Here is a 15,508-nt window from a genome sequence, read left to right on the forward strand (position 1 = left end):
GAACACCCTGCACCAATAAGTGCAGGGTGTTTTTTACGTTCTATATTTAAGGGAGGAATTGGTATTGGCCATGGGTTGTGGGGGGCCTTTTATTGGTTTCGCAATAATTCTACTGCCTTTAAAAATTCTTTTCTGTACTCCTGCTGTTCGATGATTGCAGCATTTAACGTTGACAGCAGGGATTGATTCAGCATTTTAGTCCCTGCATCATCAGATTTTTTGTCCAAAAAGTTGAGGAGAAAAGTATATACAAGGAGCAATGTCGAGTAATTATCCACATATGTGAGATTGATAGCCCGTCCGCCCTTTCCGCCGGCAGCATGGTTATTGATAGACGGTATTCCGGCTTCTGCAGCCATATCAATAAACTCCTTTGGAATACCCAGCTGTTTGAGGACTTCCGGATCCAAATCCAACTTTTGCATATTTTGACTTAACATGGTACTCCCTCCCTTCTTTTTGGACATTTAAGACTCTGCATAGAAAAAATTGCTTTATCTTTAATTACGCTTTATTGCTTTGCTGCTGAGTTGTAGTGTTCACAGAAATGGCTGTGGAGTCTCCTCCATTTGCAATATTGTATTGAGCTGAAAGAATTGGAATGTTGATCAGTGCAGCGTTAATAGCAAAGCCTCCACCAGAAATCGGCAATTGGCCATTTAGGTTTGTTTGAGGTAGGTTTGCTTGTGCAGCGAAAGTAAAAGCTTCCGCTTCATTGCCGCTGTCTGCTCCATTTACTGCTCCGCCGCTCGGCAATACGCCATTGTCTTTTTCGTAATCGTCATTGCATCTTGATAGCATATTTTTCACCTCCTTCAATTGATTGAAGTGGCTGTTTTCTAGATTATGAGTCTTTCTTCATCATGTCTGAAAGATCCAGATCCAGAAGTTTTTTTCCGTTTACAGAAAGTTTCACCTGTTTATAATCCTCTGATGTTTCCACAACAGGCAGCAGATTTTTTAATGCAGGAATCATATTCCCGATCCCGGAGGAATTTTTTGTGAAGAGCCCTTCTAAGTTTTTCAACGGCTTAAGAGATTCCATAAGATTTCCTTTTAACTCTTCAGACTGAATTTTTTCTAATCCTTTTGTATAGAATTCGCCCAATGTTTCAGTAAACTTGGCTGCCATTTGTTCAGCATATTGTTTTGCTTCTTCTCCTGTCAGCTCTTTGCCATTGATTGAAACTTTATAGTTGGAGTTCTCCTTGTCTGCCATTCCTGTTCACCTCCTTATCGATAGTTTATTATATTGATTCATGAGCCAAGCTGTCTCCGCAGATGGAGCAGGACAAACGTGCATTTTTCAATCACATACCTATCAGTGAGTTTTAAGGCCTTACCATAGGCAGGCACTTTCCTTATTTATATAGAGAATTCTCCTGCTGGATTTGTTCAGACCGGAACATTCGCCCGCTCCCGGCATACTATAAATCATGCCAATACTTTTGCCTAACATTCATCAAAATTATCGCACACTAGTCTAATATCCCGCATAGGATGAATTGAAAATGAATGAGGAGGGTTCGCTCGCAATGGGAGATTACAGAGAGATTATAACGAAAGCGGTCGTTGCGAAAGGACGTAAATTCACACAGTCCAATCATACGATCTGCCCGTCACACCATCCGTCAAGCATACTTGGCTGCTGGATCATAAACCATACGTACGAGGCGAAAAAAGCTGGAAAAACAGTGGAAATCTGCGGCCATTATGACATTAACGTTTGGTACTCTTTCAACAACAATACAAAAACCGAAGTTGTTACCGAACGGGTTGAGTATAAAGATGTCATTAAATTGAAGTACCGTGATCCGGACTGTTTGGATGATCATGATGTCATCGCCCGTGTTCTGCAGCAGCCGAGCTGCTGTGAAGCAGTCATTTCTCCAAACGGCAACAAAATCATCGTCACTGTGGAAAGAGAGTTCATGGTCGAGGTGATCGGCGAAACAAAAGTTTGTGTAGCTGTTTACCCAGACAAGTGCGAATGCGATGATGACGATTGGGGACTTGATGTGGATGATGAAGAATTCGAGGATTTAAATCCAGATTTCTTGGTGGGAACTGAAGAAGAATAATGACAAACTAGGAGGTTTTGCTTCCTAGTTTTTCTTTTTATATTTTCATAATGGGAGCCATATTCCAGCGAATTATCGACTGTATCTTCAGCCTTTAGTCTGAATTCATCTGCAGAGTCTTTCCTTAGAATGGAGGTATAAGATGTAAAGGGGAGAGGCAAGGATGAAAATATTTCAATTGAATTTGAAGTGCAATGATTTAGACAGGATGAAAGAATTTTATACAGATGTGCTGGAAATGGAGCTGCTGATGGAGACTGAAAGTTATTTTACGATAATGGCCGGTTCAACAAAGATTCTTTTTGAGAAAGATGCAGCAATTCCATTTTATCATGTATGTTTCCGGACTAATACTGGACACTTTGATCATATGTATCAAAAATTAGGGGCTGAAAGCGTGCTGCTGGCAAATGAGAGTGGTGAGTACAGTATGTTTTGGAAAGGAAAGCAGGCCTATTTTATCGATCCGGACGGAAATATTATGGAGATGCTGGAGCGCCCATTGGATGGTGTAAAAAAGGAGGATATCCGCTGGCATGATGTTGGGGAAGTTGGCTTGCCTGTCAAAGATGTTTCCGCAATGGCGCGGGAATTAGATCAGTATTTGTACAATGAACAGATGGATTCCAGCGAGACGTTTGCTTTTTACGGAGACAGGAAAGGGGTTTTTGTGCTTGTGAAGGAAGGGCGTAACTGGTATCCAACTGAAAGGGCTTCCGTTATTTCTCCGATTAAAATATTTGCTTCGGGACCAGAGGATGCTATGTTTCAGCATCAGGAATATCCTTACGAAGTGATCGTGAGAAAGGAGTGGGAAGGGAGCATTCCAGCTGTGCAATTTCGCATTGCACGTCCCACAAACCAGCTTGATAAACTCATTTCCTTTTATGAAAAAGGACTGGGTCTGAAAAGAGTCGGCGAGTTTCGGAATCATGAAGGCTATGATGGCATTATGATTGGTCTGCCTGATAGCCAGTACCATCTTGAATTTACTCAATCCAGGGAAATAATGGAGCTTCCGAAGCCAACAAAGGAACATCTATTAGTCTTTTATGTTGGAGACCGCCTGGAGCGGGATAACATTGCCGAAAGGCTTGCAGCTATTGGGTATTTGGAAACAGATCCGGAAAATCCATATTGGGGCAGAGGCGGAGTGACGATAGAAGATCCTGATGGATGGCCGATTGTATTGATGAATACGCTAGGAATATGAAGCTTCCGGTTTGCCGGGAGCTTTTCCAATGTTAATTAAAAAATGAATAAGCCATCGTTTTCCTAAATATGTTAAAATAGCAAAGTAGTATAATGAATAATGAAAGGTTGAGGGTTTATGTTTAAAAAGGTTGCATCTGATGTGCTGGGATTAAGCGATGTGGGAAGCGTCATCCAGCCGGCTGATTATGACAAGGTTGATGCTGACGATTATGTCCTGCACGAAGATAATGAGAAAATTTATTTCCTGATCAAGTCCAAGTCGGATGAATACTGCTTTACGAATAAAGCGCTTATTCATCTGGATGGTACAAGTGCAGTCAGCAAAAAACGAACTCTAAAGCGCTACAGCTACCGTGAATACAGCATTTCCAATGTGATGCTGGAAACAGCTGGTACAGTTGATTTAGATGTAGAAATCAAATTCGTGATCGGATCCCAGGCTTTCTCTATTGACGTACATAAAAAGCATATCGAAGAATTGAAAGATTTATATAAAGCCCTGATCCGCATTTCCGAAATCTGCCGCGAAAATGAAGTGTCGATGGAGTATGCTGAAAAAAGCCTGAATTTGGCATCAAGCACTCTTGGTCGTTCAGTGTCCAGTCAGGACGCCAATGTAGTGGATAATTTCCGTGTATTGAATGAAACAGCCTTCAATTGGCTGATGAACAGCCGCAAGAAATATAATGTGAAAGATTTCGGTTATGTGTTTGAAAAATACATCAATAACTAAGAAATACTGGCAGCTCTCCATTTGGGGAGCTGCTGTTTTTCTAAAATAAGAAGTTTTAAGTTTTGAACTTCGATAACTGTCTAGATCCAGCGCATACCCCCTCGAGGTCACAAGCCAATCCTCCCAAAAAGGCAAAGAACGCCTTTCCGTGAGGATCATCTTGTGCTTGTCGGGGGTGGGCAAGGCGCTTCCGCTTTTCTAATCGCCAAATATTGCACGTCTGAGTCAGCCGATAATCTATGATATAATGAAAAAGACGTTTTTAGAGAAAATCTCTAAAACAGGATTATAAAATAATAGATTATGGATCGTTGGAGGAAGTTATGGCAGCAGCTTACACGCCTATGATACAGCAATACTTACGGGTAAAGGCAGAATATCAGGATGCCTTTTTATTTTTTCGCCTTGGCGATTTTTACGAAATGTTTTTTGATGATGCACTTAATGCATCACAGGAGCTTGAAATCACATTAACCAGCCGCGAGGGAGGTACGGAAGAAAGGATTCCCATGTGCGGGGTGCCGTATCATTCAGCACCGGTTTATATTGAACAATTGATTGAAAAAGGATACAAAGTCGCAATCTGCGAGCAAACAGAAGATCCGAAACAGGCAAAAGGAGTTGTGAAGCGGGAAGTCGTTCAGCTTATCACACCTGGAACAATGATGGAAGGCAAAGGCCTTCAGGAAAAAGAAAACAACTATATTGCATCGATTTCGGTCTTTGAAGATGAAACCTTTGGATTTGCCACCAATGATTTATCAACAGGTGAGACGAAGGTAACGATGTTAAGCAGCGGGTTTGATGAGGTCTTGAACGAGCTGTCTATGTCAGGTGCAAAGGAAGTAGTCATCTCTTCCGACTTTGATGGAGAATGGCAGAGGAGAATGAAAGAACGCTCCGTCATGGCGATTTCATTCGAGGATGATTGCGGAGTCCGGGACTCTTTCGAGGGACTTCTGGCTGGTTTAAATCAGGACAAGCTCAGGACAACTTCTTGCAGACTGATTAATTACCTGTACCGTACGCAAAAGAGGAGCCTGGATCACCTTCAAAAGGTGGCTACTTATCAGATTAATCAATACATGAAAATCGATTATTTTTCAAAAAAGAATCTTGAGCTGACAGAAACCATCCGCAGCAAAGGGAAGAAGGGCTCACTGTTATGGCTCTTGGATGAAACGAAGACTGCCATGGGAGGACGCCTGTTAAAGCAATGGATCGACAGGCCGCTTATTGATGAACAGGAAATCAAGCGCCGCCATTCGCTGGTTGAAACGCTTATTCACTCTTTCTTTGAACGGGAAGAAATCCGGGAAAAGCTGAAGGAAGTTTATGATCTGGAACGCCTTGCAGGAAGAGTGGCATTTGGAAATGTAAATGCCCGCGACCTTGTACAGCTTAAGAAATCTCTTCAGCAGATACCTGTTTTAAAAGAAATGGTCTCAAATCTGCCGAGTGAAGAAGCAGTGAGGCTTGCTGAGCGCCTGGATGCCTGTGAAGAAGTCACTGATACTTTGGAAAGCGCGATAATGGAAAATCCGCCGCTGTCTTTGAAGGATGGAAACATCATTCAGGACGGCTATCATGAAGAGCTGGATAAATACCGTGATGCCAGCCGCAACGGGAAAACCTGGATTGCCCAGCTTGAAAAGCAGGAACGTGAAAAAACAGGCATTAAATCATTAAAAATAGGTTTTAACCGTGTGTTTGGCTATTATATTGAAGTAACCCGCGCCAATCTTCATCTATTACAGGAAGGGCAATATGAGCGCAAACAGACCCTGACCAATGCCGAAAGATTTATTACGCCTGAATTAAAGGAAAAAGAGGCACTCATACTGGAAGCGCAGGAAAAGTGCGTGGAGCTGGAGTATGAATTATTTACTAATGTCCGCGAACATGTAAAAGAATTTATTCCGAGATTGCAAAAGCTTGCGAAAACAGTAAGTGAGCTGGATGTTCTTCAGTGCTTCGCTGCTGTCAGCGAGCAGAGGCATTATATAAAGCCAAACTTTTCAAATGAAAGACGGGTTAATATTAAAGACGGCCGCCATCCAGTCGTTGAAAAAGTACTGAATGCACAGGAATATGTGCCGAATGACTGTTATATGGATGCCGACCGTGAAATGCTGCTAATTACAGGGCCGAATATGTCCGGTAAAAGTACGTATATGAGGCAAATCGCCCTAACGGCGATTTTAGCGCAAATCGGCTGCTATGTGCCTGCTTCTGAAGCCGTGCTGCCGATTTTCGACCAGGTATTTACGAGAATCGGAGCCGCCGATGACCTAATTTCCGGCCAGAGTACGTTCATGGTCGAGATGCTTGAAGCGAGAAATGCGATTGTGAATGCCACTCAAAACAGTTTGATACTATTCGATGAAATCGGGCGCGGAACATCCACCTATGATGGGATGGCATTGGCGCAGGCAATCATTGAATATATTCACAACCGGATTGGTGCGAAGACTTTATTTTCCACTCACTATCATGAATTGACGGTGCTTGAAGAAGAACTGCAAAAGGTGAAAAACATCCATGTCAGCGCAGTCGAGCAAAATGGACGGGTTGTGTTCCTTCATAAAATTAAGGAAGGAGCGGCAGATAAGAGTTACGGAATCCATGTTGCCCAGCTTGCAGAGCTTCCGAATGAACTGATTGTAAGGGCAAATGAAATATTAACGGGGCTGGAATCGAACGATCCTCATCCTGTGAAAAAAGAGAGTCCTGCCGCAGAAAAAATGGCAGAGCCTGCTGGCCAATTATCTTTTTTTGAGGAGCCTGAAAATGTGAAGAAACCTTCAATAGGCTCTAAAGAAAAAAAGATAATTGATAAAGTCAAAGCGCTCGATATCCTGGATATGACGCCAATGCAGGCATTAAATACATTATATGAATTGCACAGGAAATTGAAAAATTAGTAAACAGGGGGTGACGAGATGGGGAAAATCATTCAGCTGGATGATGCTCTTTCTAATAAAATCGCTGCCGGCGAGGTGGTGGAGCGGCCTGCATCAGTGGTAAAAGAATTAATGGAGAACTCGATTGATGCCGGTAGCACGATTATTGAAATCGAAGTGGAAGAAGCCGGCCTGGCTAAAATCCGTATCATCGATAATGGTGATGGCATTGAGGAAGATGATGTCCTGAATGCCTTTCATCGCCATGCTACCAGTAAAATTAAAGACGAAAATGACCTTTTCCGCATCCGCACTCTCGGATTCCGCGGCGAGGCATTGCCAAGTATTGCGTCTGTTTCCAGGATTGAGATGAAAACCTCAACCGGGGTTGCCGGCACACGGGTTGTCATCGAAGGCGGAAAAGTGGAAGTAATGGAAAAGGCGCCCGGCAGAAAAGGGACTGACCTGACCGTGACGGATTTATTTTTCAACACGCCGGCACGGCTTAAATATATGAAGACGATTCACACAGAGCTGGGCAATATTACAGATGTGGTTAACAGGCTGTCGCTCGCCCATCCTGAGGTCGCCATCCGCCTGATCCATAATGAGCGAAAGCTTCTGCAGACGAACGGAAACGGGGATGTCCGGCAGGTGCTTGCGGCTATTTATGGGCTCAATATTGTGAAAAAGATGGTTCGGATTGAAGCAAGCTCACTTGATTTTAAAATCAGCGGCTATGCCGCACTGCCTGAGATTACAAGGGCATCAAGAAACTATATTTCTACCATAATCAACGGCCGCTTTATCAAAAATTATTCGTTGGCCAAAGCCATTCAGGAGGGGTATCATACTCTGCTGCCAATTGGCCGCTACCCGATTGTGCTCCTGAACATTGAAATGGATCCGCTCCTTGTCGATGTGAATGTCCATCCGTCGAAAATGGAGGTACGCTTAAGCAAGGAAAATGAATTGAATGAGCTTGTATCAGGTGCCTTGAAGACAGCATTTAAAAAAGAGGAACTTATTCCTTCCGGATTTACACAGCCGAAAAGCATGAAACCTAAATCGGAACAGACTGCTCTTGATTTGGATCATCTGCCGGAGCATCGGGAGCATGTGCCTTCTTATGTGCGTGAAACAAGGGAGGAAGCTGTCCGGCAGTACCCGAATGGGAGAGTTCTGAAAAGCCCGCAAAGTCCTCCAGCTGAACTGCCAGCAGCAGAATCACCTGATGTGCAGAATACACCTTTCATGGATATTAGCACATCAGCAGAAGAAATGCCTGAAGCGGATCAGCATTTATTCCAGCCTGAAGAGCCGAGAGCTGCAGGACTGAAACAATTTTTTGCAGAGACTGCAACAGTGGAAGAGCCGTCCCGGGTGCCGCCGCTCTATCCGATCGGGCAAATGCATGGGACGTATATTTTTGCCCAAAATGACCGTGGCCTCTATATCATTGATCAGCATGCCGCGCAGGAGCGGATCAAGTACGAGTATTTCAGGGAGAAAGTAGGCCAGGTTGAAAGCGAATTGCAGGATATGCTCATACCGCTGACCTTTGAATACTCAACAGATGATTACATTAAAATTGATGAATACAAAGGCGAGCTTGAAAAAGTGGGGGTATTTCTGGAGCAATTCGGACATAACAGCTTTATTGTCCGTTCCCATCCGCAATGGCTGCCTAAAGGCGAGGAACAGGAAATCATCGAGGATATGATTGAACAGCTCTTAGCCATGAAGAGAGTCGATATTAAAAAGTTGCGTGAGGAAGCTGCCATTATGATGAGCTGTAAAGCTTCCATTAAAGCGAATCACCATCTCCGCAATGATGAAATCCAGGCGCTGCTTGATGAATTGCGGAGGTCTTCCGATCCGTTCACATGTCCGCATGGACGGCCGATCATTATTCATTACTCCACTTATGAGATGGAGAAAATGTTTAAGAGGGTAATGTAGAAAATTGGGACGCTGAACCTGAGTGGTTCGGCGTTTTTAATCTATAAACTATAATAATATTATGTAAACTAAAATAGGTTTTCGCTTAAAAGTACTATCTTTTCGCTCATAAATTTAGAAATTCGCTCATAAAGAATTCGAATCGCCGATAAAATCCAATTTTCGCTCATAAAAACGAAATACCGCTCAAAATGTCACTCTATTAAACAAAAAAAGCATCCATTCCGCAAAATGGGTGCTCTTAATCTATAACCTTATCTTACCAATGTATGCATCTTATCAATATATTTTAATGCAACCCCTGTTCCAACCGCTACTGATTCAAGTGGATTTGGAGCAAGGTGCACAGGCACTACAATTTCTTGGGATAGCCAATCCTGCATGCCATTAAGGAGAGCGCCGCCGCCGGATAAAATAACACCGCGGTCAACGATGTCACCGCTCAGTTCGGCAGGACTGTCTTCTAAAGTGGCACGGATAGCCTCCAGAATATGCAGGAGTGCTTCTCTCATTGCATCACGAATTTCATATGAAGACAATATAATTGTTTTTGGCAAACCAGTCACAAGGTCCCGGCCACGGACTTCCATTGTCATTTCTTCATGGTCGACTAATGCATAGCCTATTTCCATCTTAATTTTTTCAGCTGTTCTTTCCCCTATAAGGACATTGTATTCTTTGCGGACATGCTGAATAATGTCATCATCGAGTCTGTCACCGCCAATACGGATGGAATGGCAGGCAACAACGCCGCCAAATGAAATGATGGCGACTTCAGTTGAACCTCCGCCAATATCTACAACAACGTTCGCAACGGGCTCATCAACAGGCATGCCTGCACCTATTGCAGCTGCTACAGGTTCTTCAATAAGATGTACTTTTTTTGCCCCAGCATTTCGTACTGCGTCCTGAATAGCTCTTCTCTCTACAGAAGTAGAACCTGAAGGAGTACATACGACCACGTTAGGCTTTCTGATCGCGAATCCGACTTTTTTCGATGCTTTTCGCATAACCTGGCGAAGCATTTCAGTCGTCGTATCATAATCCGCGATAACCCCGTCTTTTAGCGGACGGATGGCAATGATACGGCCCGGTGTTTTCCCAATCATTTCTTTTGCTTCTTTACCAACAGCTAACACTTTTTTCGTTTCTGTATCAATTGCTACTACAGACGGTTCGTTTAAGATAATTCCTTTTGTTTTGCTGTAGACAAGGATATTAGCAGTCCCTAAGTCAATTCCAATTTCAGATGTATTTATCATGAATTATTCACCCAATTTCAAATTTATATTGTCACGATATAACCTTCTAATAAATTAACATGATTTTGGGGGTTAGCCTTGATTTGTTATGGAATCGTTAATAAAATGTAATTTTATAAGAAAATTTTAGGAAAATTGTCGAATAGAACGGACAAAACTTGTTCATAATGCATAAATGTTCTGTTTTTGTAAAAAGAATGGTAAGATGATACCTGAAAAATTTTCCTGTCATATGGTAGGATAATAAATAGAATGGCAGTAAAGGCAGTGAACAGATGAGTGAGAAAGAAAAGCTGGCAGTGCTTATTGGCCCTACAGCAGTTGGAAAAACAAAATTAAGCATTCTGCTGGCGAAAAGATTTAATGCCGAGATCATCAGCGGAGATTCTATGCAAATATATAAAAGCATGGATATCGGCACAGCAAAAATTAAGGAAGAAGAGATGGAAGGAATTCCGCATCATCTAATCGACATCAAAAATCCTGAAGATCCCTTTTCTGCAGCTGAATTTCAGGAGCTGGTCCGAAGCAGAATCACAGAGATAACTTCAAGAGGCAAACTTCCCATGATCGTTGGAGGCACAGGATTGTATATTCAATCTGTTATTTATGATTACCAATTCTCTGATGCGCCTTCAGATGAAGAATTCAGAAAAACATTGGAGGAGCGCGACGAAAGGGAAGGGAAAGATGCCCTTTTTAAGGAGCTTTTGGCAATAGACCCTGAAAGTGCAGAAAAAATTCACCCCAATAACATTCGAAGAGTGATCAGGGCATTGGAAATTTACCATTGCACAGGGAAAACAATGTCTCAGTATCAGGAGAATCAGGATCCGGAACTTCTTTATGATACGGCACTGATTGGGTTGACCATGGATCGGGAAACCTTATATGAACGCATCAATCTCCGAGTTGAGATCATGATGAAGGAAGGCTTGCTTGAAGAGGTGAGATCACTATATGATCAGGGATTAAAGGATTGCCAGTCCATACAGGCTATCGGGTATAAAGAGCTGTATCAATACTTTAATGGACGTGTTTCTCTGGAGGATGCAGTAGGAAATCTGAAGCAAAATTCAAGAAGATATGCAAAAAGGCAGCTAACATGGTTTCGAAACAAGATGAATGTGGAATGGTTTGATATGTCCGATACAGCCGACCCTCATGAGTTTGAAAAAAAATTCGCTGAAATTTCTGCTCATATTGAAGGAAAGCTGAAAATAAAATCGAATACATAATGTTAGAGATAAAAGAGGAGGATTATAATGAAATCAGCAATCAATATTCAGGATCAGGTTCTTAACCAGCTACGCAAGGATAATACGAATTGTACCGTGTTCTTATTAAATGGATTCCAAATTAGAGGCTGTATTAAAGGCTTTGATAATTTTACTGTACTATTTGAATCAGAAGGAAAGCAGCAGCTTGTTTACAAGCATGCGATTTCAACATTCGTCCCCCAGCGCAATGTTCAGTTGGATTTAGAAAACCAGCAATAAAAGATAATAGAGTCAGCAAGAAAAGCCCGCTTTAAATGAAGCGGGCTATTTTCTTTTGCGGAGACCGATAAGAAAGACAAAAATATTTAATGAAATGGACGCCATCTGAATACATATAGGTATGGGAATTTATTGTTTCTATGTGGGCAAGCTGACTGCGGGCTCGTTTCCCTTGGCCATCATGAACGGTTTATTTACTCTTTGCCATACTGAAAGGGAGTATAGCCATAGCTGATGGAAGTTTCACCTTATTTCTCGGGAAACCGCATGAACCGACACTCCTGCATCATTGATTGCTGAAATGGACGGGAACTTGTCGTATTTTAGCCTAATAACCGTAATCTCGCGGATGCATATAGGCTTTTGTCACAACGATTACTTCTATGCGTATACTGTGCTAAGAATGTGAGGTGATAGCTTTTGGACCAGCCGATTCGCCTGAAGAATAACGGACAGATCAGCATCGTGCTCAATTCACAAAAGCGAAAAACATACACAAAAGAGCTTCCCGAATCCCAAGCGGCTCCAAAAGCCATTCCGGCTGAGCATACAGCTCTGAAAGAAATTGAAGAAGAACTTGGCGCTCTTGTGGGAATGGAAGAGATGAAGAAAATGATCAAGGAGATCTATGCCTGGATTTATGTGAATAAAAAGCGGGAAGAAGCCGGTCTCAAAGCTGGAAAGCAAGCATTGCATATGATGTTCAAAGGAAATCCCGGCACAGGTAAAACAACAGTTGCCCGATTAATAGGCAAGCTTTTTCAAAAAATGAATGTGCTGTCAAAAGGCCATCTGATTGAAGCAGAGCGGGCCGATCTTGTCGGTGAATACATTGGTCATACAGCCCAAAAGACAAGGGATTTGGTGAAAAAAGCAATAGGCGGGATCCTGTTCATCGACGAAGCATACTCTTTAGGCAGAGGCGGAGAAAAAGACTTCGGCAAGGAAGCCATTGACACCCTCGTCAAGCATATGGAAGATCGCCAGCATGAATTTATTCTGATTCTGGCGGGCTACTCAAGAGAAATGAATCATTTCCTGACACTGAATCCAGGTCTTCATTCCCGATTCCCCCTGGTTGTTGACTTTCCTGACTACTCGATTGAACAGCTGATGGAAATCGGGGAGCGGATGCTGAAGGAACGGGAGTATACCTTAAGCCACGAATCCGAAAGAAAGCTAAGGGAACACTTACACTATGTAAAAAATAATCTCAGCCCGAACAGCTTTTCGAACGGGCGCTACATCCGAAATATTATAGAAAAATCAATCCGGACTCAGGCCATGCGCCTGTTAATGCAAAACAGCTATGACAAACATGATCTGATGACCATCAGAAGCAATGATTTGGTGTTTGAAGAAGCTGATTAAGGGGATATTGTAAAAAAAGACAGTGTCAAAAAAGCATTGTTTTTTATTGAAGGAGGAATATAAAATGAACAATATTACAGTTTATACAACAAATACTTGCCCTTACTGTACAATGGTGAAGAATTTTCTGGATGAGAAAGGGCTGGAGTATATAGAGGTTAATGTGCAGAATGATCAGAGAGAGGCACAAAAATTGGTTGCAACAACCGGACAAATGGGAGTTCCGCAGATCAATGTGAATGGCAAATGGGTCATTGGCTTTGATCCAAATACAATTATGGCGAATGTGAAGCAATAATATAGGAGGCCTGCTCATGGATTGAGCAGGTCTTTTTAATATAGTTCGACAAATAAAAGCACCAGCTTAAGCCGATGCTTTTGTCCCAAGCCTCTTAACCGGAAGCTTCCAATTATATGTGTATGATAAAACCCGCAAAGCAGTAATAATGATAAACAAAGTGTATAACTCAAACGGAGCTGAGGCGATTCCGAGTCCGACTGCGAAACCGCAAAGGATAGCCCAGACCGCATAGATTTCAGACCGCAATACAAGCGGTTTTCTCCTTGCCAGAAGGTCACGGATGATGCCCCCGCCGCTTCCTGTCAATACAGCAGCCACAATTACAGCGCTTAAAGGATGATTCATTTCAGTTGCGTATAGTGCTCCTTGGATAGCAAAGGCGGATAATCCGATTGCGTCAGTGAAATTACCCCACTTTTGCCAATGCTTGAGCAGATTGTTAGGGAACAGCATTACTGCTGTGATGGATAAAAGGGCAATCTGAAAAAATAAACCCTGTTCCCAAAGGGCAGAGACAGGAACACCTATTAGCAGGTTTCGGATGGCCCCGCCGCCAAAAGCGGTAACAATACCCAGAATATAAACACCTAAAATATCATATTCTTCTTCCATGGCCACAATTGCTCCGCTCACAGCGAAAGCAACAGTGCCGATCATACTTAAAACTTCCCATGTCATATGCCATTTCTCCTCTTGATGCAAATCTATAAATATATTTTTATTTAAGTTAGTAAAACGTAAATTCTTTCCAAACAATATGATTTTAACACGGGAAATAAGAAATACAACCATTTTTTTATTCATTTATTATGGGCGGTGCAAAAGCCTATGAATAGCGGTAAAAATTAGTATTTGAATATGTTTTTTGTTATGATGTTATCAATTAAAATAAGCATATGAAAGAGGGATGCTGGTTGGAACATAAGCCAGATTATGAAAAAGTCATTCTTGTCGGCTGCCATACTGATGAAGATGACCAGCGGTTTGAATATTCAATGGAAGAATTGGAGTCGCTGACTGAAACGGCAAACGGAAAAGTTTTAGCTTCGATTACTCAAAAAAGGGAACGGGTTCATCCGTCTACATATATAGGAAAAGGGAAAGTGGAGGAACTGGCTGCGCTTCAGGAAGATATGGAAGCAGATATTATCATTTTTAACGATGAGCTTTCACCAAGCCAGGTTCGCAACCTATCTGCAGATTTGGATGCACGGATAATTGACCGCACACAGCTGATTTTAGATATCTTTGCGCAGAGGGCGCGCTCTAAAGAAGGGAAGCTGCAGGTCGAATTGGCACAGCTGCAGTATTTGCTGCCGCGCCTGTCAGGCCAGGGTGTCCAGCTTTCAAGGCTTGGAGGGGGAATCGGCACAAGGGGACCGGGTGAGACCAAGCTTGAATCAGACCGCCGCCATATCCGCCGCCGAATTGATGATATTAAGACCCAGCTTTCTGTCATTGTGCAGCACCGTGACAGATACCGTGAACGAAGGAAGAAAAATAAAGCATTCCAAATAGCGCTTGTCGGCTATACAAATGCAGGGAAATCCACTATTTTTAATAGATTGTCGGAAGCGGATTCCTATGAAGAAAACCAGCTGTTTGCCACACTTGACCCGATGACCCGCAAGCTGATATTGCCAAGCGGATTTATCACACTTGTGACAGATACAGTCGGATTTATTCAGGATTTGCCGACTACGCTCATTGCAGCCTTCCGTTCCACTCTGGAAGAAGTAAAGGAAGCAGATCTTCTTCTTCATGTAGTCGATATGTCCAATCCGGATTATTACCAGCATGAGCAGACAGTCAATAAACTGATAGAAGATTTGGAAAATGATAAAATACCGCAGCTTACGGTATATAATAAGAGAGATTTAAGGCATCCTGATTTTGTCCCGACCGCCAGAACAGAAACGATTCAGATCAGTGCCTTTGATGAAGATGACCGCAATGAACTGAAACGGAAAATCGAGCAGATGATCCTGGGAATGATGAAGTATTACCATGTGGAGGTGCCTTCGACAGAGGGAAAACTGCTGTCACAGCTCAAGAACGAAACCATCCTGAGGGAATTGACTTTCAATGAAGATAAAGAGCTCTATGTTTGCAAGGGCTATTACCTCGAAGACCATCAGATTTCAGGGCCTTTAATGAAATATACCGTATAGTTAGGAGAAC

The 15,508-nt window shown here is 42.6% G+C and carries 15 protein-coding genes and 1 pseudogene; 11 read left to right on the forward strand and 5 right to left on the reverse strand.

Features of this window, described 5'->3' with window-relative positions; all coding sequences use genetic code 11:
• Nucleotides 1–89: 89 nt before the first annotated feature.
• From JI665_RS04085 to JI665_RS04095, 3 genes are all read right to left on the reverse strand, one after another.
• Nucleotides 90–440, reverse strand: coding sequence for a hypothetical protein (locus JI665_RS04085; protein WP_009330660.1), 351 nt, complete (start codon nt 438–440; stop codon nt 90–92).
• A gap of 64 nt (nt 441–504) precedes the next feature.
• Complete coding sequence (locus JI665_RS04090; protein WP_206836600.1) at nt 505–801, reverse strand: hypothetical protein; 297 nt, start codon at nt 799–801, stop codon at nt 505–507.
• 43 nt (nt 802–844) lie between these two features.
• Complete coding sequence (locus JI665_RS04095; protein WP_206836603.1) at nt 845–1,219, reverse strand: hypothetical protein; 375 nt, start codon at nt 1,217–1,219, stop codon at nt 845–847.
• A 316-nt stretch (nt 1,220–1,535) separates the two neighbouring features.
• Between JI665_RS04095 and JI665_RS04100 the strand changes: the two genes are divergently transcribed.
• The 6 genes and pseudogenes from JI665_RS04100 (at nt 1,536) to mutL (ending at nt 8,894) form a co-directional block, all read left to right on the forward strand.
• Complete coding sequence (locus tag JI665_RS04100; protein WP_206836605.1) at nt 1,536–2,081, forward strand: outer spore coat protein CotE; 546 nt, start codon at nt 1,536–1,538, stop codon at nt 2,079–2,081.
• A gap of 163 nt (nt 2,082–2,244) precedes the next feature.
• Nucleotides 2,245–2,556: pseudogene (locus tag JI665_RS28855) on the forward strand (VOC family protein); the annotation flags it as partial.
• 288 nt (nt 2,557–2,844) lie between these two features.
• Nucleotides 2,845–3,294: a VOC family protein gene (locus tag JI665_RS28475; RefSeq protein ID WP_414635262.1), complete on the forward strand. Its 450-nt coding sequence runs from the start codon at nt 2,845–2,847 to the stop codon at nt 3,292–3,294.
• Nucleotides 3,295–3,411: 117 nt separating this feature from the next.
• Nucleotides 3,412–4,029 carry a PH domain-containing protein gene (locus tag JI665_RS04110; protein WP_113882021.1) on the forward strand — a complete coding sequence of 206 codons (618 nt, stop codon included), beginning with the start codon at nt 3,412–3,414 and terminating at the stop codon, nt 4,027–4,029.
• Nucleotides 4,030–4,352: 323 nt separating this feature from the next.
• On the forward strand, nt 4,353–6,953 hold the full coding sequence (gene mutS, locus JI665_RS04115; protein WP_206836611.1) for a DNA mismatch repair protein MutS: 2,601 nt from the start codon (nt 4,353–4,355) through the stop codon (nt 6,951–6,953).
• Nucleotides 6,954–6,971: 18 nt separating this feature from the next.
• Nucleotides 6,972–8,894, forward strand: coding sequence for a DNA mismatch repair endonuclease MutL (mutL, locus tag JI665_RS04120; protein ID WP_206836614.1), 1,923 nt, complete (start codon nt 6,972–6,974; stop codon nt 8,892–8,894).
• 254 nt (nt 8,895–9,148) lie between these two features.
• On the opposite strand, the gene mreBH is transcribed toward mutL, so the two are convergent.
• Nucleotides 9,149–10,156 carry a rod-share determining protein MreBH gene (mreBH, locus tag JI665_RS04125; protein WP_206836618.1) on the reverse strand — a complete coding sequence of 336 codons (1,008 nt, stop codon included), beginning with the start codon at nt 10,154–10,156 and terminating at the stop codon, nt 9,149–9,151.
• 275 nt (nt 10,157–10,431) lie between these two features.
• On the opposite strand from mreBH, the gene miaA reads away from it, so the two are divergent.
• The 4 genes from miaA to JI665_RS04145 all read left to right on the forward strand — a co-directional run bounded on the left by miaA (nt 10,432) and on the right by JI665_RS04145 (nt 13,324).
• Complete coding sequence (miaA, locus tag JI665_RS04130; RefSeq protein ID WP_206836619.1) at nt 10,432–11,394, forward strand: tRNA (adenosine(37)-N6)-dimethylallyltransferase MiaA; 963 nt, start codon at nt 10,432–10,434, stop codon at nt 11,392–11,394.
• Nucleotides 11,395–11,421: 27 nt separating this feature from the next.
• Nucleotides 11,422–11,655 (forward strand): RNA chaperone Hfq, encoded by a 234-nt coding sequence (gene hfq, locus JI665_RS04135; protein WP_035330690.1) that lies wholly within the window; start codon nt 11,422–11,424, stop codon nt 11,653–11,655.
• A gap of 420 nt (nt 11,656–12,075) precedes the next feature.
• Complete coding sequence (gene spoVK, locus JI665_RS04140) at nt 12,076–13,026, forward strand: stage V sporulation protein K (protein WP_206836624.1); 951 nt, start codon at nt 12,076–12,078, stop codon at nt 13,024–13,026.
• A 64-nt stretch (nt 13,027–13,090) separates the two neighbouring features.
• On the forward strand, nt 13,091–13,324 hold the full coding sequence (locus tag JI665_RS04145) for a glutaredoxin family protein (RefSeq protein ID WP_206836628.1): 234 nt from the start codon (nt 13,091–13,093) through the stop codon (nt 13,322–13,324).
• A gap of 66 nt (nt 13,325–13,390) precedes the next feature.
• Here JI665_RS04145 and JI665_RS04150 read toward each other — a convergent pair whose 3' ends face one another.
• Nucleotides 13,391–14,005, reverse strand: coding sequence for a trimeric intracellular cation channel family protein (locus JI665_RS04150; protein ID WP_206836631.1), 615 nt, complete (start codon nt 14,003–14,005; stop codon nt 13,391–13,393).
• 218 nt (nt 14,006–14,223) lie between these two features.
• Here JI665_RS04150 and hflX point away from each other — a divergent pair, with 218 nt between their 5' ends.
• Complete coding sequence (hflX, locus tag JI665_RS04155) at nt 14,224–15,498, forward strand: GTPase HflX (RefSeq protein ID WP_414635259.1); 1,275 nt, start codon at nt 14,224–14,226, stop codon at nt 15,496–15,498.
• Nucleotides 15,499–15,508 lie beyond the last annotated feature (10 nt).

This window comes from Bacillus sp. NTK034, assembly GCF_017303275.1.
GTDB lineage: Bacteria > Bacillota > Bacilli > Bacillales > Cytobacillaceae > Cytobacillus.

Bases quoted from the DNA above. Each gene is read 5' to 3' on its own strand.
- JI665_RS04085 (WP_009330660.1), bottom strand. From the start codon at position 440: ATGTTAAGTCAAAATATGCAAAAGTTGGATTTGGATCCGGAAGTCCTC.
- JI665_RS04090 (WP_206836600.1), bottom strand. From the start codon at position 801: ATGCTATCAAGATGCAATGACGATTACGAAAAAGACAATGGCGTATTG.
- JI665_RS04095 (WP_206836603.1), bottom strand. From the start codon at position 1,219: ATGGCAGACAAGGAGAACTCCAACTATAAAGTTTCAATCAATGGCAAA.
- JI665_RS04100 (WP_206836605.1), top strand. From the start codon at position 1,536: ATGGGAGATTACAGAGAGATTATAACGAAAGCGGTCGTTGCGAAAGGA.
- JI665_RS28475 (WP_414635262.1), top strand. From the start codon at position 2,845: ATGTTTCAGCATCAGGAATATCCTTACGAAGTGATCGTGAGAAAGGAG.
- JI665_RS04110 (WP_113882021.1), top strand. From the start codon at position 3,412: ATGTTTAAAAAGGTTGCATCTGATGTGCTGGGATTAAGCGATGTGGGA.
- mutS (WP_206836611.1), top strand. From the start codon at position 4,353: ATGGCAGCAGCTTACACGCCTATGATACAGCAATACTTACGGGTAAAG.
- mutL (WP_206836614.1), top strand. From the start codon at position 6,972: ATGGGGAAAATCATTCAGCTGGATGATGCTCTTTCTAATAAAATCGCT.
- mreBH (WP_206836618.1), bottom strand. From the start codon at position 10,156: ATGATAAATACATCTGAAATTGGAATTGACTTAGGGACTGCTAATATC.
- miaA (WP_206836619.1), top strand. From the start codon at position 10,432: ATGAGTGAGAAAGAAAAGCTGGCAGTGCTTATTGGCCCTACAGCAGTT.
- hfq (WP_035330690.1), top strand. From the start codon at position 11,422: ATGAAATCAGCAATCAATATTCAGGATCAGGTTCTTAACCAGCTACGC.
- JI665_RS04145 (WP_206836628.1), top strand. From the start codon at position 13,091: ATGAACAATATTACAGTTTATACAACAAATACTTGCCCTTACTGTACA.
- JI665_RS04150 (WP_206836631.1), bottom strand. From the start codon at position 14,005: ATGACATGGGAAGTTTTAAGTATGATCGGCACTGTTGCTTTCGCTGTG.
- hflX (WP_414635259.1), top strand. From the start codon at position 14,224: ATGAAAGAGGGATGCTGGTTGGAACATAAGCCAGATTATGAAAAAGTC.